This is a genomic window from Pantoea sp. Seng (genome assembly GCF_009829935.1).
Taxonomy (GTDB): Bacteria; Pseudomonadota; Gammaproteobacteria; order Enterobacterales; family Enterobacteriaceae; genus Pantoea; species Pantoea communis.
The window spans coordinates 43,356-64,247 of the sequence record NZ_SZZV01000012.1 but is presented as its reverse complement, the minus strand read 5'-3'; the positions used below and the strand labels follow the sequence as shown (position 1 = coordinate 64,247).

General features: G+C 56.0%; 20 protein-coding genes and 1 riboswitch. Of the genes, 8 read left to right on the top strand and 12 right to left on the bottom strand.

What is annotated here, in order from left to right; genetic code table 11:
- Position 1: 1 nt before the first annotated feature.
- From FD737_RS14050 to FD737_RS14040, 3 genes are all read right to left on the bottom strand, one after another.
- The gene (locus tag FD737_RS14050; protein ID WP_160833772.1) at positions 2–1,165 is read right to left on the bottom strand and encodes an HD-GYP domain-containing protein; all 1,164 of its coding nucleotides are present in this window, start codon (positions 1,163–1,165) and stop codon (positions 2–4) included.
- A 180-nt stretch (positions 1,166–1,345) separates the two neighbouring features.
- Entirely contained in the window at positions 1,346–2,305 is a 960-nt protein-coding gene (locus FD737_RS14045; RefSeq protein ID WP_160833771.1) for a 2-hydroxyacid dehydrogenase, read from the bottom strand.
- The gene (locus FD737_RS14040) at positions 2,286–3,680 is read right to left on the bottom strand and encodes an MFS transporter (RefSeq protein WP_097119425.1); all 1,395 of its coding nucleotides are present in this window, start codon (positions 3,678–3,680) and stop codon (positions 2,286–2,288) included. Before FD737_RS14040 ends, FD737_RS14045 begins: the two co-directional genes overlap by 20 nt.
- A 503-nt stretch (positions 3,681–4,183) precedes the next feature.
- On the opposite strand from FD737_RS14040, the gene FD737_RS14035 reads away from it, so the two are divergent.
- The gene (locus FD737_RS14035; protein WP_097119426.1) at positions 4,184–5,098 is read left to right on the top strand and encodes a sugar ABC transporter substrate-binding protein; all 915 of its coding nucleotides are present in this window, start codon (positions 4,184–4,186) and stop codon (positions 5,096–5,098) included.
- Positions 5,099–5,165: 67 nt separating this feature from the next.
- Here FD737_RS14035 and FD737_RS14030 read toward each other — a convergent pair whose 3' ends face one another.
- Positions 5,166–5,660: a GNAT family N-acetyltransferase gene (locus tag FD737_RS14030; protein WP_097119427.1), complete on the bottom strand. Its 495-nt coding sequence runs from the start codon at positions 5,658–5,660 to the stop codon at positions 5,166–5,168.
- A 61-nt stretch (positions 5,661–5,721) separates the two neighbouring features.
- Here FD737_RS14030 and FD737_RS14025 point away from each other — a divergent pair, with 61 nt between their 5' ends.
- Positions 5,722–7,554, top strand: coding sequence for an ABC transporter ATP-binding protein (locus tag FD737_RS14025; protein ID WP_160833770.1), 1,833 nt, complete (start codon positions 5,722–5,724; stop codon positions 7,552–7,554).
- On the opposite strand, the gene FD737_RS14020 is transcribed toward FD737_RS14025, so the two are convergent.
- The 3 genes from FD737_RS14020 to FD737_RS14010 form a co-directional block, all read right to left on the bottom strand.
- On the bottom strand, positions 7,551–8,675 hold the full coding sequence (locus tag FD737_RS14020; protein ID WP_160833769.1) for a GNAT family N-acetyltransferase: 1,125 nt from the start codon (positions 8,673–8,675) through the stop codon (positions 7,551–7,553). The two genes, FD737_RS14025 and FD737_RS14020, sit on opposite strands and share 4 nt — an antisense overlap.
- A 164-nt stretch (positions 8,676–8,839) precedes the next feature.
- Positions 8,840–9,169 carry a type II toxin-antitoxin system RelE/ParE family toxin gene (locus FD737_RS14015; protein ID WP_160833768.1) on the bottom strand — a complete coding sequence of 110 codons (330 nt, stop codon included), beginning with the start codon at positions 9,167–9,169 and terminating at the stop codon, positions 8,840–8,842.
- Entirely contained in the window at positions 9,138–9,374 is a 237-nt protein-coding gene (locus tag FD737_RS14010; protein WP_034819879.1) for a ParD-like family protein, read from the bottom strand. The genes FD737_RS14015 and FD737_RS14010 overlap by 32 nt, the downstream gene beginning before the upstream one ends.
- A 192-nt stretch (positions 9,375–9,566) precedes the next feature.
- On the opposite strand from FD737_RS14010, the gene FD737_RS14005 reads away from it, so the two are divergent.
- From FD737_RS14005 to FD737_RS13995, 3 genes are all read left to right on the top strand, one after another.
- The gene (locus FD737_RS14005) at positions 9,567–10,466 is read left to right on the top strand and encodes a LysR family transcriptional regulator (protein WP_160833767.1); all 900 of its coding nucleotides are present in this window, start codon (positions 9,567–9,569) and stop codon (positions 10,464–10,466) included.
- Between the two features lie 99 nt (positions 10,467–10,565).
- Positions 10,566–11,507, top strand: coding sequence for a glutathione S-transferase family protein (locus FD737_RS14000; RefSeq protein ID WP_160833766.1), 942 nt, complete (start codon positions 10,566–10,568; stop codon positions 11,505–11,507).
- An 11-nt stretch (positions 11,508–11,518) separates the two neighbouring features.
- Complete coding sequence (locus tag FD737_RS13995) at positions 11,519–12,124, top strand: alpha/beta hydrolase (RefSeq protein WP_034819904.1); 606 nt, start codon at positions 11,519–11,521, stop codon at positions 12,122–12,124.
- On the opposite strand, the gene FD737_RS13990 is transcribed toward FD737_RS13995, so the two are convergent.
- Entirely contained in the window at positions 12,121–12,918 is a 798-nt protein-coding gene (locus FD737_RS13990) for a sugar phosphate isomerase/epimerase (RefSeq protein ID WP_160833765.1), read from the bottom strand. The two genes, FD737_RS13995 and FD737_RS13990, sit on opposite strands and share 4 nt — an antisense overlap.
- A 118-nt stretch (positions 12,919–13,036) precedes the next feature.
- Positions 13,037–13,414 carry a fluoride efflux transporter CrcB gene (gene crcB, locus FD737_RS13985; protein ID WP_160833764.1) on the bottom strand — a complete coding sequence of 126 codons (378 nt, stop codon included), beginning with the start codon at positions 13,412–13,414 and terminating at the stop codon, positions 13,037–13,039.
- 91 nt (positions 13,415–13,505) lie between these two features.
- Positions 13,506–13,581: riboswitch (Fluoride riboswitch) on the bottom strand.
- 107 nt (positions 13,582–13,688) lie between these two features.
- Here crcB and FD737_RS13980 point away from each other — a divergent pair.
- Positions 13,689–14,606, top strand: a complete 918-nt coding sequence (locus FD737_RS13980; protein ID WP_160833763.1) for a nucleoside hydrolase — start codon at positions 13,689–13,691, stop codon at positions 14,604–14,606.
- Between the two features lie 478 nt (positions 14,607–15,084).
- Here the strand turns inward: FD737_RS13980 and FD737_RS13975 are convergent, their stop codons facing one another.
- Positions 15,085–16,113 (bottom strand): zinc-binding alcohol dehydrogenase family protein, encoded by a 1,029-nt coding sequence (locus FD737_RS13975; RefSeq protein ID WP_097119435.1) that lies wholly within the window; start codon positions 16,111–16,113, stop codon positions 15,085–15,087.
- A 135-nt stretch (positions 16,114–16,248) separates the two neighbouring features.
- On the opposite strand from FD737_RS13975, the gene FD737_RS13970 reads away from it, so the two are divergent.
- Positions 16,249–17,151, top strand: a complete 903-nt coding sequence (locus FD737_RS13970) for a GntR family transcriptional regulator (protein WP_160833762.1) — start codon at positions 16,249–16,251, stop codon at positions 17,149–17,151.
- Between the two features lie 172 nt (positions 17,152–17,323).
- On the top strand, positions 17,324–18,676 hold the full coding sequence (locus tag FD737_RS13965) for an MFS transporter (RefSeq protein WP_097119437.1): 1,353 nt from the start codon (positions 17,324–17,326) through the stop codon (positions 18,674–18,676).
- 144 nt (positions 18,677–18,820) lie between these two features.
- Here the strand turns inward: FD737_RS13965 and FD737_RS13960 are convergent, their stop codons facing one another.
- Positions 18,821–19,729 carry a LysR family transcriptional regulator gene (locus FD737_RS13960; RefSeq protein WP_160833761.1) on the bottom strand — a complete coding sequence of 303 codons (909 nt, stop codon included), beginning with the start codon at positions 19,727–19,729 and terminating at the stop codon, positions 18,821–18,823.
- Between the two features lie 2 nt (positions 19,730–19,731).
- Complete coding sequence (locus FD737_RS13955) at positions 19,732–20,781, bottom strand: dipeptidase (protein WP_097119439.1); 1,050 nt, start codon at positions 20,779–20,781, stop codon at positions 19,732–19,734.
- Between the last annotated feature and the right edge of the window lie 111 nt (positions 20,782–20,892).

Here is a 20,892-nt window from a genome sequence, read left to right as displayed (position 1 = left end):
ATTAGGCGGTTTCCAGTGCCCAGATGCGATTGAGGTCGATGTTCTGCCACAGGCCACTGTCTTCGGCTCCGGTAATGCTGTCGGTGCAGAATGAATCACCGAGATCCAGCTCTTCCGGCTTCACTTCACGTTGCGCGTGTAAAGACCAGAACACATGCACTTTGGGTTTTAACAGCGATTTTTCACCGGCCTGCACCACCAGCGCCACGCGCCCGGAAGCCAGCCTTACCAACGATCCCACCGGATAAATGCCGATGGTGCGCACGAAAGCATGCAGCAGCGTGTTGTCGAAGTGACCGCGCCAACTCAGCATATTGTGCATCGCTTCGGCGGGGGTCCAGCCTTTGCGATAGGGGCGATTTGAAGTCACGGCATCGTAGACATCACACACCGCAGCCATGCGTGAAAACAGCGAGATCTCTTCCGCTTTCTGGCCATGCGGATAACCACTGCCGTCAAATTTCTCATGATGATGTAGCGCAATATCCAGCAGGTCTTCACCCGCATCGGCTTCCATGAGCATCTGCGCACCGACAATCGGGTGCTGACGCATCACGGTAAACTCTTCTTCAGTGAGCTTGCCGGGTTTATTGAGGATCTCCAGCGGCACTGCCGATTTGCCGACATCATGCAGCAAACCGCCCATGCCCACGCGCCGCTGCTGGTGTTCATCGAGCCCCATTTTTTTGCCCAGCGAGATCATCAACCCGCACACCGCCATGGAGTGCAGATAGGTGTAATCGTCGTGATTTTTCAGCCGCGCCACGCTAAGCAGCGCAGTGGGTTCACGGGTAATCGATCCGGCTATTTCGTCCACCAGGTCCATCGTATAATTGAGGTCCAGCCCCTGACCCATACGCGCTTCGTTGAACATCGCCAGCACCTGCGGCTTGCCCTGATTGAAGATGGTTTGCGCCTGGTCCAGCTCTTTGAAAAATGGGGTTTGCGGAATGGCTTTCTTCGGCGCAGGCTTCGCAGGTGCCTGCACCGACTTATCGAGATCGATCCAGATTTGCTGGATCCCTTCGTTGCGGATCATCGCGATCTGGCGTTTATCGGTGATCAGCATTTGGTTGCGAATGCGTTTGTCCTTGAGCCACCAAACCTCCAGTTTGTGGATGAACATTCCTTGCCGCAATTCGTCAACGGTAATCAGCTTTATCACGATATCTCTCCTTAATATCAGTGGATGGTAAGGAGAGGTATCGGCAGCTGAGCAAATAATCTTCAGGAGTGATTTGTGCGATCTTTGAGAGGGGAAGTGATTTGGATGGGCGCAATAAATTTGCACCGCTACGTTTGCCTGATGGCACTGGTGACGGCGCGATTTATCAAGCGACAGAATCTACACCACCCGCGTTAACACCGCTTCGCCCTGCGAAAACGCCAGCAGGTTTTCAAACACCAAATCTGCCATCGACGCCATGGTTTCATGGGTGCTGCTGGCGAGATGCGGGGTGATCACCACATCATCACGCTGCAGTAACGCAGCAGGCACAGCCGGTTCATGCTCGAACACATCCAGACCGGCACCCGCAATCTCACCGGCTTCGAGCGCCGCAATCAACGCCTGCTCATCCACCACACTGCCGCGCGCAATGTTGATTAAAAAGCCCTTTGGCCCCAGCGCACGTAACACTTCAGCATTCACCAGATGATGTGTGGCGGCACCGCCGGGTAGGGTCAGCACCAAAAAATCCGCCTGCTTTGCCAGTGATAACAGCGAATCGTGGCGCGTGTAAGGCACATCCGGGCGTGAACGCGGGTTGTAAAAATGCACATCCATATCAAACGCCTGAGCGCGCTTGGCCAGCTCCTTACCAATCCCGCCCAGCCCGACAATCCCGCACACTTTACCGCCTACTTTGGTGGTCAACGGATAGCGCCCTTTCGCTTGCCAGTTACCGGCGCGCACATAACGATCCGATGCGCTGATGTGGCGCGCCACATCCAGCAGCAGCGCCATGCCGGTATCCGCCACGCAGCTGTTTAAAACGCCTGGCGTGTTGGTCACCACGATGCCACGCGCTTCGGCGGCAGCAATGTCTATCGCGTCATAGCCCACGCCGTTACTGCAAATCACCTTCAGATTGGGCAACTGCGCCAGTAGCTCAGCACTTGCTCCCATCAACGCATTGCCGCTGGTCACCAGCGCATCAATACTGGCACCGTGCTCTACCAGCCACGCCGCCTGATCCTCCTGTTGCCACAAGCGTGAAGTGGTGAAGTGCGCATCCAGATTATCCTGCAGCCGCTGCGGCAACAGCGGCCCTTTTAGCAATACGTTAAACGGCTTTGATCCCATCTTGTTTCCCCTGATTTTCGTAGGATGTTGCAGACGAATCCTGCTCGTCGCCGACACGTTCAATCGGGCCCATCACCAGCAGGAACAGCAGCGCCGCGACGATGCAATGCGCGCCAACGAACACCAATCCAATGCTGTAGCTGCCGGTCAAACCGACGATGATGCCGAACAGCAGTGGCGTGATAAATCCGGCCATATTGCCGATGCCATTGAAGATCGCGCCCGCCAGACCTACTGCTTCTTTCGGTGCGGTATCACTGACAATCGTCCAGGTACCCGCGCCCGCCGCCACGCCTTTCCCGAAGAAGGCAAACGACATAATGGCGATAATGCCGGCATTGGTCGGGATCACCGCAGCCAGAATCAGCGAGGCGGCCATCAGCATGCCGACGATATACGGCGTTTTACGCGCCCACGACAGGCTCCAGCCGTTAGCCAGCAACTTGTCAGAGATGTAACCGCCGCTGATGCCGCCCAGGAAGCCAAACAGCGCCGGGGCGATGGTGGCAAAGCCCGCTTCCATGATGTTCATGCCGCGTGCCTGCACCAGGTAAATCGGGAACCAGGTGATAAAGAAGTAGCTGAGCGCAATGATGCAGTATTGCCCGAGATAGGCGCACCACAGCATGCGATTGCTGAGCAAAGTTTTAAACATCGCTTTGCTCAAGGGTGGACGTGCTTTGAGCGTTTGTGCTGAATCGATATCCACCAGCGCACCGCCCTCCTCAATGTATTTCAGCTCTGCGGCTGACACATGCGGATGCTGTTTCGGGCTGCGCATATACCAACCCCACACAAACACCGCCAGCACGCCAATACCGCCCAGCACAAAGAATGGCCACTCCCAGCCAAAGCGCGATACCAGCCAGCCGGACAGCGGCGAGAAGATGGCAACGGCGAAGTACTGCGCCGAGGCAAACAGCGACGAAGCTCGACCGCGTTCGGCACCGGGGAACCACATGATCACCGCACGCGCGTTGGCCGGAAAACTCGGTGCTTCAATCAGTCCGAGGGCAAAACGCAGCGCAAACATCAGCGTCAGCGCCATGGTCATGCCGTTGGAAAACTCGCCAATAAAACCCATTAAAATGGTCGAAACCGACCACAGCGCCAGCGTCACGCCATAGACTTTTTTCGTACCGAAGCGGTCAAGGAAAATCCCGCCGGGGATCTGGCCGATCACATAGGCCCAACTGAATGCCGAGAGGATCAGGCCAAGCTGGATCGCTGATAAACCGAACTCCTCTTTGATCGCCGATCCGGAGATCGACAAGATCGAACGGTCGGCATAGGCCACCACGGATAGAAACAGGATCAGACAGAGGATCCAGATACGCACATGACTGTTCTCATTGCGGTTTTTGCTTAGTAACATGGCTGAACCCCTTGATGAAGGAGCGTCCTGCTCCGAAGCGATGATGTTCAGGAATACCGCTTAAATTTCACTGTTCAGCAACTATAGAGAGCCAGATATGGAGTGGTCATTGTGCGGATGGAGGAATCCGCGCGGCTTTTTTGCGCTGGTTTTGGCATCTGCCACAAAGCAGGGTGCGGCGCTGCACAGAACCTTAAAGAAGCCGATGCTTTTGCACCGGAATGTGCGCCAGCTCTGAGAAAAACCTTCGCAACATCACTATGAGCCTGCAAAGCATCATGTATCGGCTCGCCATAAAAAGCCGCAAAGCATCATGCACCGGCTCGTCATAGGAGGCCGCCTGCATCCTGCACCCGCGAGCAAAATGTGCGCTTAGCTGCAAAATCCATACATGTTGATTGTCAGGGTCCTTACCGCCTCGTAGTCTGAAAATGATTTCATTGAGCCATTTTCACTCTCATTGAAACATTCATTCTAATAACAAGCTTACCCTGGAGTCCGCAATGAAAACCCTCAAGGCGATACTGTTGCTTGGCCTGCTGTCCAGCTCTGCCTCGGCGTTGGCAGAAAAGATCGGCGTATCAATGGCGTATTTCGATCAGAACTTTTTAACCATTATTCGCCAGTCGATTGATAAAGAGGCCAAAGCGCGCGGGCTCGATGTGCAATTTGAAGATGCGCGCGGCGACGTTGGCCGTCAGACCGATCAGGTGCAGAGCTTTATCGGGGCGGGCGTCGACGCCATCATCGTCGATCCGGTGGATTCCGCCAGTACACCGCAGCTGACCAAATTGGCGCAGCAGGCGAAAATCCCGCTGGTATATGTTAACCGCACACCAGGCGACAAATCGCTGCCGTCCGGCGTGGTGTTTGTCGGTTCAGACGAGCGCGAATCGGGTACCTTGCAAATGGAAGCGCTGGCGAAAATGGCCAACTACAAAGGCAATGTGGCAATCATGATCGGCAATCTGACCGACGCAGGCGCACTGCAACGCACCAAAGATGTCGAGCAGGTGGTGGCGAAATATCCGGGCATGAAAGTGGTGCAGAAGCAGCCAGCGAACTATGCACGTAACGAAGGCATGGATTTGATGCTCAACTGGATTGGCAACGGCGAAGCGATTGATATCGTTGCCGCTAACAACGATGAAATGGCAATCGGTGCCGCGATGGCGCTGGCGAAGAGCAACAAGAAAATTCTGGTGGGCGGTATTGATGCCACGCCGGATGGCCTGAAAGCCATGGCGCAGGACAAAATGCAGGTCACCGTGTTCCAGGATGCGATTGGTCAGGGCAAAGCCTCGGTGGATGTAGCGCAGAAGCTGATGAAAGGCGAGAAAGTGGATTCACACGTGTGGATCCCGTTTGAACTGGTGACCAAAGAGAATATGCAGAAGTACGTGGAGAAGAGTCAGTAATTAAGGCCAATACCGCGCGATAAACCGCGCCGTCCTGCGACGGCGCAATGTATTGCGCAATCCACGATTACTCCCGCAGTTTCGCCATGACCACGATGTCGTGATACTCCCCCTCACGCAGGCAGGCTTTACGCTTCACGCCCTCTTGCTCAAAGCCGAGGCGCTGGTACAACCGTATCGCACGCGCGTTGTCATGAAACGCTTCCAGCTCAATACGCACCACACCGAGCCAGTTAAAGGCATAGTCGATGGCGTTGCGAATCAGTTTCTCACCGATACCCCGCCCGCCAAACGCTGGATCGACGCTGATACCAAAACTGATGCTGTGACGCGTACGCGGGCGCTGTTCGACAAACAGCGTCAGCTCGCCCACCATCTGCCCATCAATTTCGGCCACGAAACCGATATAGCCCGCCGCGTCCATGTTTTCGAATTTTTTCTGCCAGGTTTGCACGCTGGGAAACGGCAGCTGCGTGGTCCAGCGATACACGTCGGGGTGGCTGTAAAGGCGTTGATAAGCGGCCGCATCGGCCGGTTCGCGACCGCGAATGATCAGATCCATGTCGGTAATCCCTTTCACTTGCACTAAGCTGTTAACTCTCACCAAACGGAAGAGTGACTTTATGTTGTATCGTCGTTTTGAACGTTTTATCAATATTTTCCAGGATGCACCAACCGATTCTCCCCCTTCCAGCGTCTGGCCGTTTTACCTCTATTATCTGCGTCAGGTGTGGCCGAGCTTTGTCGCCCTGCTGATTGTGGGATTAGCGCAGGCGCTGATTGAAGTGGCGCTGTTCAGCTATCTCAGCCGCATCATCGATCTGGTCAATCACTCGACGCCCGCCACGCTGTTCACCGACAACTGGCAGGTGCTGCTATGGATGGGGTTTGTCGCGCTGATTCTGCGGCCGGTGATTATCGCGCTGCACGATATGCTGGTGCATCAGAGTATCAACCCGAGCATGACCAGCATGATCCGCTGGCAGCATCACAACTACGTGCTGCGCCAGAGCCTGAACTTCTTCCAGAACGATTTCGCCGGACGTATCGCCCAGCGCATCATGCAGACCGGCAACTCCCTGCGCGATTCCGCGGTGCAGCTGGTGGATGCCATCTGGCATGTGGTGATTTACGCGGTGACTTCGCTGGTGCTGTTTGCCGAGGCCGACTGGCGCCTGATGATTCCACTGATTATCTGGATTGTGGCGTATAGCGTCTCTCTGAGCTTCTTTGTGCCGCGCGTGAAGCAACGTTCGGTGGTCTCTTCCGAGGCGCGATCCAAACTGATGGGCCCCATCGTCGATGGCTATACCAATATCGCCACCATCAAACTGTTCGCACATAACGATCTGGAGAAACGCTACGCGCGCGAAGCGATTCAGGAGCAGACCGACAAAACCCAGCACGCCAGCCGCATGGTCACCACCATGGATATCACACTATCGACGCTGAATGGTCTGCTGATTGTCAGCACTTCTGGCCTGGCATTGTGGCTGTGGAGCCAGTCGCTGATCAGCGTCGGTGCGATTGCGTTGGCCACCGGTCTGGTGATCCGCTTAGTGAACATGTCCGGCTGGATCATGTGGGTGGTGAACGGCATCTTTGAAAATATCGGCATGGTGCAGGATGGATTGAACACCATCGCGCAGCCGCTCAGCGTACAGGATGAGCCGCAGGCGAAAAACCTGCAGGTAACGCAGGGTCAGATCCGCTTTGAAGATGTGCGCTTTGATTACGGCGGCAGCCGCCAGGTGATCAATCGCCTCAACCTGAATATCAAACCGGGTGAAAAAATCGGCCTGATTGGGCCATCCGGTGCCGGTAAATCGACAATGGTGAACCTGCTGTTGCGGCTTTATGACATCAACGGCGGGCGCATCCTGATTGACGATCACAACATCGCCGAAGTCACGCAGGAGAGCCTGCGCGGCCAGATCGGCATGATCACTCAAGACACGTCGCTGCTGCACCGTTCGATTCGAGAAAACTTGCTGTACGGACGCCCAAACGCCACCGAAGACGAACTGCAGGCGGCGATTATCCGCGCCCGCGCCGATGAGTTCATTCCGCTGCTGTCCGATCCACAGGGCCGTACCGGGCTGGATGCGCATGTGGGTGAGCGCGGAGTGAAACTGTCCGGCGGTCAGCGTCAACGTATCGCCATCGCCCGCGTGCTGCTGAAAGATGCGCCGATTCTGATCATGGATGAGGCCACTTCCGCCCTCGATTCCGAAGTCGAAGCGGCGATTCAGGAAAGCCTGGAAACGCTGATGCAGGGCAAAACGGTGATTGCCATCGCGCACCGTCTCTCGACTATCGCCAAAATGGATCGACTGGTGGTGCTGGATAAAGGTGAGATTGTTGAGATGGGCAACCACCGCGAACTGCTGGCGCACAACGGGCTTTACGCGCGCCTGTGGCAGCATCAGACCGGTGGCTTTGTCGGCGAAGATTAATCGCCGCGTCGATATGGCAGGGCTTCGCGCGCTTCAATGGCATAGGCGCGGATCCCTGCCCGCTCCTGCACTAAATACTCTTCTACGGCTTCGCGCAATCCCGGATGACACAGGTAGTGCCATGAGTGGGTGATCTGCGGTTCGAAGCCGCGCACCAGTTTGTGCTCGCCTTGCGCTCCCGCATCAAAACGCTGTAATCCCTCGGCAATCGCAAAATCCATGCCCTGATAGAAGCAGGTTTCAAAGTGCAGGCGATCGAACTCCGCCAGGCAGCCCCAGTAACGCCCGTACAGCGAGTTGCCATCCACCAGATAGAACGACATGGCGGCCGGATGGCCCTGTAGCGTGGCGATCACCACGCGAATCGATCGCGGCATGCGTTCGGCCAGCAGGCTGAAGAATTGCCGCGTGAGATAAGGACGCTGCCCGCGCACCGCATAGGTGTTGGCGTAGCAGGTGTAGACGAAATCCCACTGATCTTCGCTGAGTTCGTCACCGCGATACCAGTTGAACTCAAAGCCGCTGCTCGCCACCTGTTCGCGCTCTTTACGCAGTTGTTTGCGTTTGCGTGACATCAGCGTGTCGAGGAAATCCTGAAAATCGCGGTAGCCTTTGTTGTGCCAGTGATACTGGATGCCGAGACGCGCCAGCCAGTCGGGCTGCTGCTCCATCACATCGTTGGCAAACGGCGTGGTGAAATTGATATGTGCGCCGCTCAGGCCGTTTTGCAGCAGTTCATCGGGCAACGCTGCGAGCAGCTGGCTGATGGCGGCTTGCTCGCCCAATAAACGCGCACCCGTAACCGGGCTGAACGGAATCGCCCCCAGCCACTTTGGATAGTATGGAATGCCGGCGCGGTGACAGGCATCAGCCCACGCGTGATCAAAGACGTATTCACCTTGCGAATTGCGTTTGCGATAGCCCGGCAGCGCGGCGCTCAGCACGCCCTTTTCACGCCACAGCAAGTGATCCGCCTGCCAGCCGTTTTCCGGCCGCACACTGCCACTCTCTTCCAGCGTGAGCAGAAAGGCATGGCGTAAAAACGGTTGATCGTCAGGTAACAGCGCATCCCATTCGAGGGCGGAAATCTCCGCCAGCGACGACAGGTGAAGCAAAGACATGCATGGCTCCCGGCCAGCTTAAGGCGAACAGCTAGTTCAACAGGTTTTGTCGCAGGGGAAAAGAGGGGGCGCACTGAATGTGCATCGACCATCTATTGGCATGAATCACGCCGGAGGGGTTTGGATTGGAAAGGACGCTTCCACCGCTTAAGGAAGCGACTCTGTTAGCCGATGAGTTTCAGGTCGTTTTTACGATGTTGCTTCTGGTCGTCATAATAATTTTCGTGTGTACCGAGGCTCAGAAGATAGATTTCCAGTCTCTGATCGACCCAGCTGTAACCCAACAGATATTGCTGCTTGCTCAGGTAAAACTTGTGCACCCAGAGATAGCTCAGGTCGCCCTTTTTGCGTTCACCGATCTCTGGGATAGCAATAATGCGGCCAATCTCTTGATCAACACCCTCCTGATCCTGTTCCGTCAGGCGGTTAAAAGCCTTGTCAAAACGGCGGGTCTGATAAATCTCAACTTCCTGTCCGGTCTTTTCTGCGCACATATTTTTTGACCTTGCCGTTATCCATTTCTGCTTTAGCCAGTAAGATTTCGTTGATGAAGGAGAACGTCAGATCGGGGTTATCCTCTGCGATGCGACCAATCTTCGCCCAATGCTCAATCTGCTTAGGCACGCTGCGGCTCATGGCTTCTGCATGTGTTTTCACATCTTCAACAAAATCATCGTCTAAGCGGACGCTGGTTGCCATATTTAAACCTCTTATTGTCGTCACCCGATACGTTGTTGTGAGGGTGGTTCCATTGATACGTCATTGCCAGACGTACAACAGAGGTGATTGTGCGACATATTGTCGCATTTGGCAATCAGTGATAGCAGCACGATTTACCGTGCCTCGATAACGAATGTGTATACTCACCTTTTTCGCTGTTCAGGAACCGCCATGGATCGTCTCGATTGTGACCGCATGTTTGTCGCGGTGCTGGAAGTAGGCAGCTTTGCCGGGGCGGCCGAGCGACTGGGCACCAGCAGCGGGCAGGCCTCCAAGCTGGTTTCCCGGCTGGAGCAGGAACTCGGCGTGCAGTTGTTCAAGCGCAGCACGCGTGCACTCTCAGCCACTGAAGTGGGTCGCGCCTATTACGAACGCGTGAAAACCCTGCTGGATGCTTTCGACACGCTGGATGCCACGGTACGCGAAAATGCCACCACGCCGACGGGGCGCTTAAAAATCAGTGCGCCCGGCACCTTTGGTACGGCGGTGCTCGCCAGCGTATTGGTCGCATTTGCGCGTCACTATCCGTTGATTGAACTGGACGTTAACTTCTCCGATCGTGCAGTTAACATCGTCGATGAAGGCTTCGATATGGCGATTCGCATTGGCAAATTAGATGACAGTAGCCTGATTGCACGTCGTTTGGGCGATGTGCCGATTCGCGTAGCGGCTTCGCCGGGCTATCTGCTGCAACAAGGCACGCCGCAGCACTGGCGCGATCTGGCTGCACATCAGTGTATCAGCGACACCAATTTCCGCGATCCCTGGCACTGGCCGTTTGTGACGCCCTGTGGCGACAGCGTAAGCATGCCGATTCGCGGCCGCCTGTGTTTCTCCAATACCGAAGCCTGTTTACAAGCAGCCATCGCCGGATTGGGTATCGCACGTTTACCGGGTTTTATTGCCGCACCTGCGCTACAACGCGGCGAGATCGTCTCGCTGCTGGATAACTTCGCCACGCCGCCGATGGGCCTGTTTGCCCTCTATCCCCCCGCTCGCCATCTGGCGCAGAAAACCCGCTTACTGATTGATTTCATCGCCGATCATTTCCAGCAGCATCCTCCCGGCTGATTCCTTCCAATTTGGAAGCAATGAAAGCCATTTTGCCCGGATTATCACCCAACCAGCAGCGCGGTATGCTCACTCCATCACCAGAGAGGAGTCGAGCATATGTTGGTTAACGGTAAGTGGAGCGCAGAGTGGCACCCGGTTCAAGCCACCGATAAACAGGGCGGATTTGTCCGTCAGACGTCCAGTTTTCGCCACTGGATCACCCCAGACGGCTCGAGCGAATTTGCCGCCGAGCCGGATCGCTATCATCTGTATGTGGCACTGATCTGCCCATGGGCATCACGCACACTGGTAGCACGCAGCCTGAAAGGACTGGAGAAAGTGATCAGCGTCTCGGTGGTCGAGCCGCAGCTGGGTGCGCAGGGCTGGCACTTCGGTGACTATCCGGGTGCTGATCGTGACTGGCTTAACAAAGCCGAGTACATCCACGAACTCTATACCCGCGCCGATGCTGACTTTACAGGCCGCGCCACGGTGCCGGTACTGTGGGATAAAAAGACGCAGACCATCGTGAACAACGAATCTGCTGACATCCTGCGTATGCTGAACAGCGGGTTTGGCGATCTGGCAGACAACAGCCTCGATCTGTATCCAGAAGATCTGCGCGCTGAGATCGACGCGATCAACGCATCGATCTATCCACGTCTCAACAACGGCGTGTATCGTACCGGCTTTGCCACCACGCAGGTGAGCTATCAGCAAGCGTTTAATGATGTGTTCAGCCAGTTAGACGAACTGGAACTGCGTCTGAAAGATGGCCGTACTTTCCTGCTGGGCGAGCGCCTGACCGAAGCCGATATTCGGCTGTTCGTGACGCTGGTGCGTTTTGACGTTGCTTATCATGGTCTGTTCAAATGTAACCTGCGCTGCCTGCGCGACTATCCGCTGCTCGATCGCTATCTGAAGAGTATGCTGGCGGTTTCGGGTGTGCGTCAGACAGTGAACATCGACCATATCAAGCAGGGCTACTATTCGATTAAGGCACTGAACCCGAACGGGATTGTGCCAGTAGGCCCGGATATGGCGGATTACGGACTTTAAGGAGCAGGATGATGGCAAAAGCGTTGGTGATTTTTTTACATGGTGTGGGCAGTAATGGCGACGATCTGGCAGGACTCGGCCAGCATTGGGCCAGCCTGCTGCCGGATGTGGCTTTTGCCTCGCCGAATGCGCCCTATCCGTTTGAACATGCAATGGGCTATCAGTGGTTTAGCCTGACGGGCATTACCCCAGAAAATCGTCCGGCGCGGGTGCGTGAAGCCCGCGCAGCGTTCGATGAGACACTGCAACAGTTGATGGCGCAACACGGCATGGCGGACGCGTGGGATAAAGTGATTCTGGTAGGCTTTTCTCAGGGCTCGATCATGGCGCTGGATGCACTGGCACAGGGCCGTCATCCGCTGGCGGGCGTGGTGGCGTTTTCCGGACGATTGTCGTTTGACGGTGCATTAACCCCGGCTTCGCACACGCCTGCGTTGCTGATTCACGGCAAAGCGGATGGTGTGATTCCGTATAGCGAGAGTGAGTCAGCAGCACAGCGCCTGCAAGCGGCAGGCGTGACGGTGGAAGCGCGCTTTGAAGCCGCCACCGGTCATACCATTTCTTCACAGGGTGCGATGCAAGCGGCCGCCTTTATCGCCCAGTGCTTGCAGGATTAAGGCCAGTAGCGATTTAACGCGTTCCAGGCTTGTTGCGCAGCCACTTCGGGTGGCTGCGCTTTTAATCCATCGTTAAACACTTCAATGCCGACCGGGCCACGATAGCTGGCGCTTTTCAGCTTATCGACAAAGCGTTCCACTTCGATAATGCCGTCGCCGGGCAACAACCGCTGATGGCGCGCATAATCACTTAGCGCGCCCTTCTCTTGCGGCGGCATCTCCGCCATATCGCACAGTTGCACTTCATAGATACGATCGGCAGGAATGCCATCCAGCTGTGAGGCGTCCCCACCCAAGGCACAAATGTGGAACAGATCGACCACCAGTCCAATATTCGGTTGGTCCAGGCGCTGCAATCGTTCCCACGCCAGCGGCAGCGTATTATCAACGCTGCACCACGCCATGGGTTCGTACATGATGCGCATGTTATAGCGCGCGGCTTCTGAGGCCATCCAACGCAGATCTTCATCGATGCGCTCCGCCACGCAATCTTCACGCGTGGTGGCCGGTGCCTGAATGGTGTTGCAACCGATTGACTGCGCAATCTGGATAAACTGCCGCAGCTCTTCACGCTTTTGCAGACGTTCACGATCTGGCGCACCGGTAAAATCACGCAGCACCTGCAAATTGGTAAAGCCAAGATTTAACTGTTGAGCCAGCTGCGCTGTGGCTGCCTCAACATCATCCCGCCAGATTTCGACCTGATCGAAACCGGCGGCACGGGCCGCGCGCAGTTTCTGTTCAGGTTCACCGTTTAACAACACCAGGTTAAGGAATTTGGGGTTACTTCGCATCAACGGGCTCCCTAATCGTCCGGATAAATCGGTGACAGGTTCTGCTTGTCACGCAAACAGAACACCGACCAGTATCTACCTCTTAGGCGTTATTTCAAGCCCGTGATGCGGAGGGCTTTTATCCCAGCAGATTCACCACTGCAAAGCCGGCGAAGGTCATCAGCAGTGAACCAATCACATGCACCATCACGCTCGACATCGCCCAGAGGTATTTACCGGTTTGCAGCAAGCCGACAATTTCCGCTGAAAAGGTAGAGAAGGTGGTTAAACCGCCGCATAAGCCAGTGACAATCAGCAGTTTCCAGAAAGGGTCAATATGCGGATTGCGGACAAAAAACGCCAACGCTGAACCGATGATAAAACCACCGACCAGATTCACCATTAAAGTGCCCGGTGGCAGATTGGGAAACAGCGCGTTGAACCGCAGAGAAATAAGCCAGCGCAGTGAACAGCCCACGGCACCACCGAGCATCACAGCCAGTAACGACTTCAACATACTTTTGGAGCTCCTGAAATGAGTTACGCGCAGGGCCGCGGCAGGACAGAAAAACACCTGACACACCGCCGTTTCCCGCGCAGGGATACGAGTGTTGTCAGGCGTCATCAGCCGTCTGTTTCCAGAACGGCGGTTGGGGAAGGTGGCACGCCATCACCTTAGCGGCATGATAATACGCTGGCGTCGCGGGGGTGACAATATCGGTCAACGATTGGCTTACCTTTGCACACGATTATGTTTTAACGTGGAGAACAACATAAGAGAGGAGATCCCGATGCGTACCCTGATTTTTGATACTGATATTGGCGTGGATGATGCCTTTGCGCTGGCGTATGCGGCGCGGACGCAGCGGTTGCTGGGGATTACCACGGTGTTTGGCAATGTGGCGGTCGGGCAAGCGGTGAAAAATGCCCGGCTGTTCTGCGAGAAGATGGAGATTGAGGCACCAGTCTATCGCGGTTGCTCCCGTCCGTTAGCATTAGCCCCTTCTGCGCCCGCCACGCTGCACGGCCTGGATGGATTAGGGGATGCATTCGAGAACTCACACAGTGAAGCAGCACCCAGCGCGGTGCAGTTTATTATTGATAGCGTGCGCGCACAGCCCCATGCCATCACCATCGTGGCGATTGGGCCGCTGACCAATATCGCCAGCGCCATCAATCAGGCGCCGGATATCATTCCGCTGGTGAAAGAATTGGTGATCATGGGCGGCGCATTTGGCACCGACGGCCATTCCGGCAACGTCTCGCCGTTTGCCGAGTTCAATATCTGGAAAGATCCGCATGCCGCCGATCAGGTGCTGGCCTCGGCGCTGCCGGTGGTGATAATACCGCTGGATGTGACGCACAAGGTGCTGATGACGGGTGATGAAGTGCGGCAGTTAAATCAGCCTGTACTCAGCGCGATATGCCGTCCGTATCTGGCGTACAGTCTGCAAAAGGAAGGGTTTGATGGCATGGCGCTGCATGACACGCTCACGCTCTCCTGGCTGGCTTTGCCACAGGCGTTTACCGTGACCGAAGCACCAGTGCGCGTGATAACGGAGGGCATCAGCCGTGGTCAGACAGTGAGACGCCTCAGCGCCCTCGCCTCACGTGAAGACCCGTTTGCTGGCTTACGCCCACAGCGCTTGTGCCTCGGCGTGGATGCCGAAGCAGTGCGGGAACACTTTTTTGCCGCACTGCGGGCATGAGATGGGTGGTCGCTATCAATGGCGTAATGCTTGCCAGTTAAGCGCCGGGTGATCACGCAGTCTGTTAAAAGGACACAATGGTTGAGGCCAGAGCGCGCCTCTTACCCTGAACAGCCCCAGCACGCTCTTCAGCTACAGTGCATGCTGTTAATAACGGCACGATGGCTGAGGCCAGAGCGCCTCTGCTGCTGCAAGGGCTATCCGCAGCGCTGAGGCTTTTACGTTGGGCCAGGAGCCAGGCGCAGGGAGGCGACTGGCAGTTCGGGTTGGCCAGGACGGCCTTACCTGAACTGAACCCCTTAACCCGAACGGTCCGCAGGCGCGACGTGGAAGCCGAAGGCACCGCGTCAGCGGCGCGAGGACGGCCCGGCAGCAGCAGAGGTGCTCAGGCCCGCATGCGCGCGCAGTGAGACGCGAGTACGGCCCGGCAGCAGCAGAGGCGCTCAGGCCCGCATTCGCGCGCAGCAATGCGCACCGACTACCTCGCGAAATGAATCACGCCCTTAATCAACTCACGATTGTTGATCACCTCTGACTCAAAGGTCTCCGCCAAAGTAGAAAAGTCATAATGACGATTCAGCATGATATCGGCACGTAGCTGCCCACTCGCCATCAATTCGCCGACTTTTGCGAAATCTTCGTGCGTCGCATTGCGACTGCCCATCAACGTTGTTTCACGTTTGTGGAACTCAATGTCTGGAATCACCAAATCACCTTTGTGCAGGCCGACAAACACAATGGTGCCGCCATGACGAATCAGCTTCACCGCACCGTTCATCGCCGCCGGGTTGCCGGTGGCATCAATCACCTTCGCAGCCAGACGCCCACCAAACTCTGCACGTAGCGTGATTTCGAAATCTTCTGCCATCGGGTTGAGGGTCGCGAGCCCCAGCTTTTCTGCGACATGCGCACGTCGCGGTTCGCTGGTATCGGCCACCACTACCTGCGCGCCCGCGGCCGCCGCAATCGCGGCTACACCTAAACCAATCGGTCCGGCACCGACCACCAGCACCTGCTCATCCGCTGCCACCGCCGCACGACGTACCGCATGCGCACTGATCGCAAAAGGCTCGATCAGTGCCGCCGCTTCCGGCGCCACATCATCAACAGCTAACAGGTTGCTGGCGGGTACGCTGAGGAACTCGCAGAAGCCACCATCCTGATGTACGCCAATTACCGAAATATTCTCGCAGCAGTTAGTTTTACCACTCAGACAGGCATCGCACTGCTGGCAGGAAACATAGGGAATCAGCGCCACGCGCTGCCCTACTTTGAAATCCGTTACCCGACAGCCCAGCTCCACCACTTCGCCACACAGCTCGTGGCCCAGAACGCGTGGATAGCTAAAGAACGGCTGATTGCCCGCCCAGGCATGAATATCGGTGCCGCAAATCCCGGCGGCAATCGGTTTAATCACAACCTCCTGGTCGGCCGGAGTCGGTTTCTTACGCTGCTGCCACACCATATTGCGCGGCTCGGCAACCACCAGGGTTTTCATTGTTGTCATGGGCTTCTCCTGTGCTGATGTCGCAGTTTTGGCGAAAATCAGCCACCCGCGCCGTTTGCACATGCTGAAGTGTGAGGCAGCGCCCTTTTTTTGGGCTTTGTGTGATTTTTAATAAATAAAAAACCGGAGAAGCGCATGAGCCGAAGCCTGAATTTACGCCAGAACGTGATCAATCAAATGCTGGAAGGCATCGCTAAACGCCACATCCGCTCTCCGCTGCCACCGCAAGCCGCGCTGGCGGAAATGTTCAATATCAGCCGCACCACCGTGCGCCATACCCTGCAGCATCTGCATGAGCGCGGCGTACTGGATAAAGTTGAAGAAACTTACGTTATCGTGCGCGATCCCAGCGAAGAGGATGGTTTTAGCGCGTTAACGCCGCCGATCGATCAACAAGCGCGTTTGTTTGAACAGGCGTTTTTTAATCTGATTAACCAGCGACAGCTGATGCCCGGCGACAGTTTTAGTGAGTTGCAGTTGGCACAACAGGTCAAGGCCAGTCCGGTAGTGGTGCGCGAGTTCCTGCTGCGGTTTATGCGTTACGACCTGCTGGAACCGGTAAAGCGGGGTCACTGGCGCATGAAAAAGTTTGATCAGCCCTACGCCGAAAACCTGTTCGAACTGCGTGAAATGCTGGAAACACATGCACTTACCCGCTTCCTTAACCTGCCTTCCAGTGATGAACGCTGGATTCAGGCACGTGAACTGCTGGACCGTCACCGTGCCATGCGTGACACCATCGCCAGCAACTACCGCCACTTTGCCGCGCTGGATAAAGAGATGCATACGCTGATTCTGTCAGCGGCGAACAATCCGTTCTTCAATCAGTCACTGGAGATCATCTCGGTGATTTTTCATTCGCATTATCAATGGGATGAAACGGATTTAAAGCAACGTAATATCGTGGCATTGGAGGAGCATATGGCGATTCTGACCGCGCTAATCAGCCGCCGGGATGTTGAAGCCCTGTGCGCGTTACATAACCATCTCGGTACAGCTAAATCGTCGATGATTCGCTGTATTCGTCAGTACAATTAAAAACCGATTAAAAACCACAATTCTGAAGCGCCCGCACGAATCTGAAACATCCTCGCAACATCCCGACCGGTTTACTTCTAGTCTCCAAAGCAATCTGTTGTGGCAGCACCGTTTCGCTGCCGCAGGACCCCAACCCTCAATAACGATAAGACCCCATACCTGGGAGGTTGCAATGGAAAATACATCTGCACGTGGCCGTGACGCCGCGCCAACATCCGCCGTCGATGGACAAGACTTTGTCCCGGCACGCGGCGATGTGGTGCGCTCACCGCGCATTAAGAAGATTCAGGTTACCGCCATGTTGTTGCTGCTGTTTGCGGCCATCATCAACTATCTCGATCGCAGTTCACTGTCGGTGGCCAATATGACCATTCGCGGTGAGCTGGGCTTATCGGCCACGGAGATCGGCGTGCTGCTCTCGGCGTTTTCGCTGGCCTACGGCTTAGCGCAGCTGCCATGTGGTGCACTGCTGGATCGCAAAGGTCCACGCATCATGCTGGCGCTCGGCATGTTTGTCTGGTCACTGTTCCAGGCCGCTGCCGGTCTGGTGCATAACTTCACGCAGTTTGTGCTGGTGCGTATCGGGTTGGGGATTGGTGAAGCGCCGATGAACCCGTGCGGCGTTAAGGTGATCAACGACTGGTTCAACATCAAAGATCGCGGCATGCCGATGGGGATGTTTAACGCCGCGTCGATGATTGGCCTGTCGATTGCGCCACCGATTCTGGCAGCGATGATGCTGGTAATGGGCTGGCGCGGCATGTTCGTGACCATCGGTGTGCTGGGTATGTTCCTCGCCATTGGCTGGTATGTGATGTACCGCAACCGCGACAACAGCAAATTGAGCGGTGAAGAGATTCACTATCTGCAAGCGGGCAGCGTGGCATCACGCAAAGAGCCGCTGAGCTTTGCCGAGTGGCGCGGTTTGTTCAAGCAGCGCACCATGTGGGGCATGATGATTGGCTTCAGCGGCATCAACTATACCGCGTGGCTCTACATTGCCTGGCTGCCGGGTTATCTGCAATCGACCTATCATCTGGATCTGAAAAGCACCGGGTTGCTGGCGGCGATTCCATTCCTGTTTGGCGCAGCGGGCATGTTGCTGAACGGCTATGTGGTAGATGCGCTGGTGCGTCGTGGAATGGATGCAGTGAAAGTGCGTAAGGTATCGATTGTCAGCGGCATGCTGCTGTCTGCAGCCTTCACCACTTTCGTCACCCGTGCAACAGACACCGCCAGTGCAGTGACGCTGATTGGCATGGCGCTGTTCTGCATTCACTTTGCCGGGACATCTTGCTGGGGCTTGATTCACGCTAACGTTACCGCACGTATGACGGCATCGGTGGGCAGCATCCAGAACTTCGCCAGCTTTGTGTTTGCCTCGTTTGCGCCGGTGATCACCGGTTGGGTGCTGGATACCACCAAGTCATTCAGCCTCGCGCTGATGATTTGTGCAGGCGTCACCGTGGTGGGTGCGCTGGCTTATCTGCTGCTGGTGCGTAAACCGATTACGGATGGGGTGTAAGTCGTCAATAGCGCGATAAATCGCGCCGCTAGGGCAGGGTGCATATCTTTGTAGCGCGATGAATCGCGCCGCTACGGCAGAGCGCATGTTTTTTGTAGCGGCGCAATTTATTGCGCAATCAGTTCGTAGCCAGTTCGCCGTCATTTACAGGGTAAAAAACCGCGTTTCACACTGCCGCGCGATCTCCCACAGCTTATTGCGAATCACCTGTTTCAACTGCAAGGTCGATTGCGATTGTGGCTGGTCGCGGCGGCTGATCAGCATCACTTCAAACGGCAGCGGTTGTGCCACCGGCAGCAGTTTTAGCTGGTCGGCATAGCGGCAGGCGGTAAACAGATCCACCACGCCCACACCGCCGCCTGCCAGCACCATATCAGCAATCACCGAATAGGTTTTGATCGACAACGACACCGCCGGGTCCAGCCCTTTGTCACGCAAAGCGCGATGCAGCACGCGCCCAAGTGGGTCTTGGTTCTGCATCATCAACAGGTTGTTGGCACACAACCACTCCAGCGTGGCGGGTTCGTTATGCGTGTGATGCTGCGGCAACAACGCCACCATCGACGATTGAAACAGCGGCTCCGCCAGCAGATCGGCATCCACCTGCTGACCAAATACCAGCGCGAAATCAAGCTGATTATCCATAATCATCTGGCACAGCGTGCTGAAGTGCTCGGTCACCAACTCCACGCTCACCGATGCCGCCTGTTGCCGCCAGTTGACCAGTGCGGGTGCCAGCACCATCTGACCAAAAGCGTGTGCAGCACCGAGACGCACCATCTGCCCTTCGCCGCGCCGCAACTGCTCGGTAAGTTGGGTGATGGAGTGTAAACGCTGGTAGAGATCTTCCACTTCGGGCAGTAAACGCCGACCTTCTGCGGTGACCACCATCCCCTGCGCACGCCGTTCAAACAGGGCAAAACCCAGCTGCTGCTCGGCGTGCGTTAAGACGCGACTGACATTTGGCTGCGACACATTGAGCAATCGCGCCGCCGCACTGATGCTGCCGGTCTGCACTATCGCCTGAAAAACCTCAATGTGTCGCAATCGCATAATTACTCGCCCCAGGTCGCTTCAAGCACGCGCAGCCAGTTGCCGTGGCAAATTTTTTCCAACAGTTCGCGCGAATAACCACGCGCCGCCAGCGCGTTCACCACCAGCGGGAAACCGGCCACATCTTTCATGTCGCCTGGCATGGTGGCACCATCCAGATCCGAGCCAAAGCCGACGCCATCTTCACCGACTTTTTCCAGCAGGTATTCCACATGCTGCACGATGGCATCCACGGTGGTCGGCGCATGACGATCGCCATCTTCACGCAGGAACGGCACGGCGAAGTTCACGCCGACAAAGCCGTGGGTTTCTTTAATGGCCGCCAGCTGGCGATCGGTAAGGTTGCGCGACTGCGCACTGATGACATGGGCATTGGAGTGGCTGGCCACCAGCGGCGCATCGCTGATCTCTGCGGTATGCCAGAAGCCCTTCTCATCCATGTGCGACAGGTCAACCATGATCCGGCGTTGATTACAGTCGCGCACCAGTTGCTTGCCCGCCGCCGTTAAGCCGTTGCCGACATCCGGCGATGACGGATACAGGAACGGCACGCCCTCACCAAATTGATTCGGGCGACTCCACAGTGGCCCCAGCGTACGAAGACCGCTGGCATACAGGATATCCAGTAGCTCGCCGTTGGTATCCAGCGCTTCCGCCCCTTCCACGTGCATCACCACCGCCAGCACGCCCCTGGCCATACAGTCGCGAATATCGCGCACGCTGCGGCAAATTTTCACTTGCCCCTCTGAGGCCTGTTCGATGCGCAGCAGCAACGCCAGCATCGAAAAAGTGGCATCACGCGCAGCGCCAATAATTTCCTGAGGAAAATCTGAGAGGTCTGGCGCACTTCTTGCAATCAGAGGGTGAGACGGCACCCAGGTGGCAAATATCCCACCTACCATATTTCCTTGACGGATACGCGGCAGGTCCATCTGACCGCGTCCAGTACCCTGCAGGAAGGCCTGCACCGCGTTGGGTTGATGGTGTTGCCAGAGTTTATTGAGCACATCGTTGTGACCGTCAAAGACCGGAATATTGAAGATGTCAGACATGTTGTATCGATTCCATGTTCGGGAGAAAGCGCAAGTTCTGCCTGCTGGCGGGGCAAATTGCACCAAAAAGAGGCAAGGCTTCACGCATGAAACAAATGACTTAATCCCATT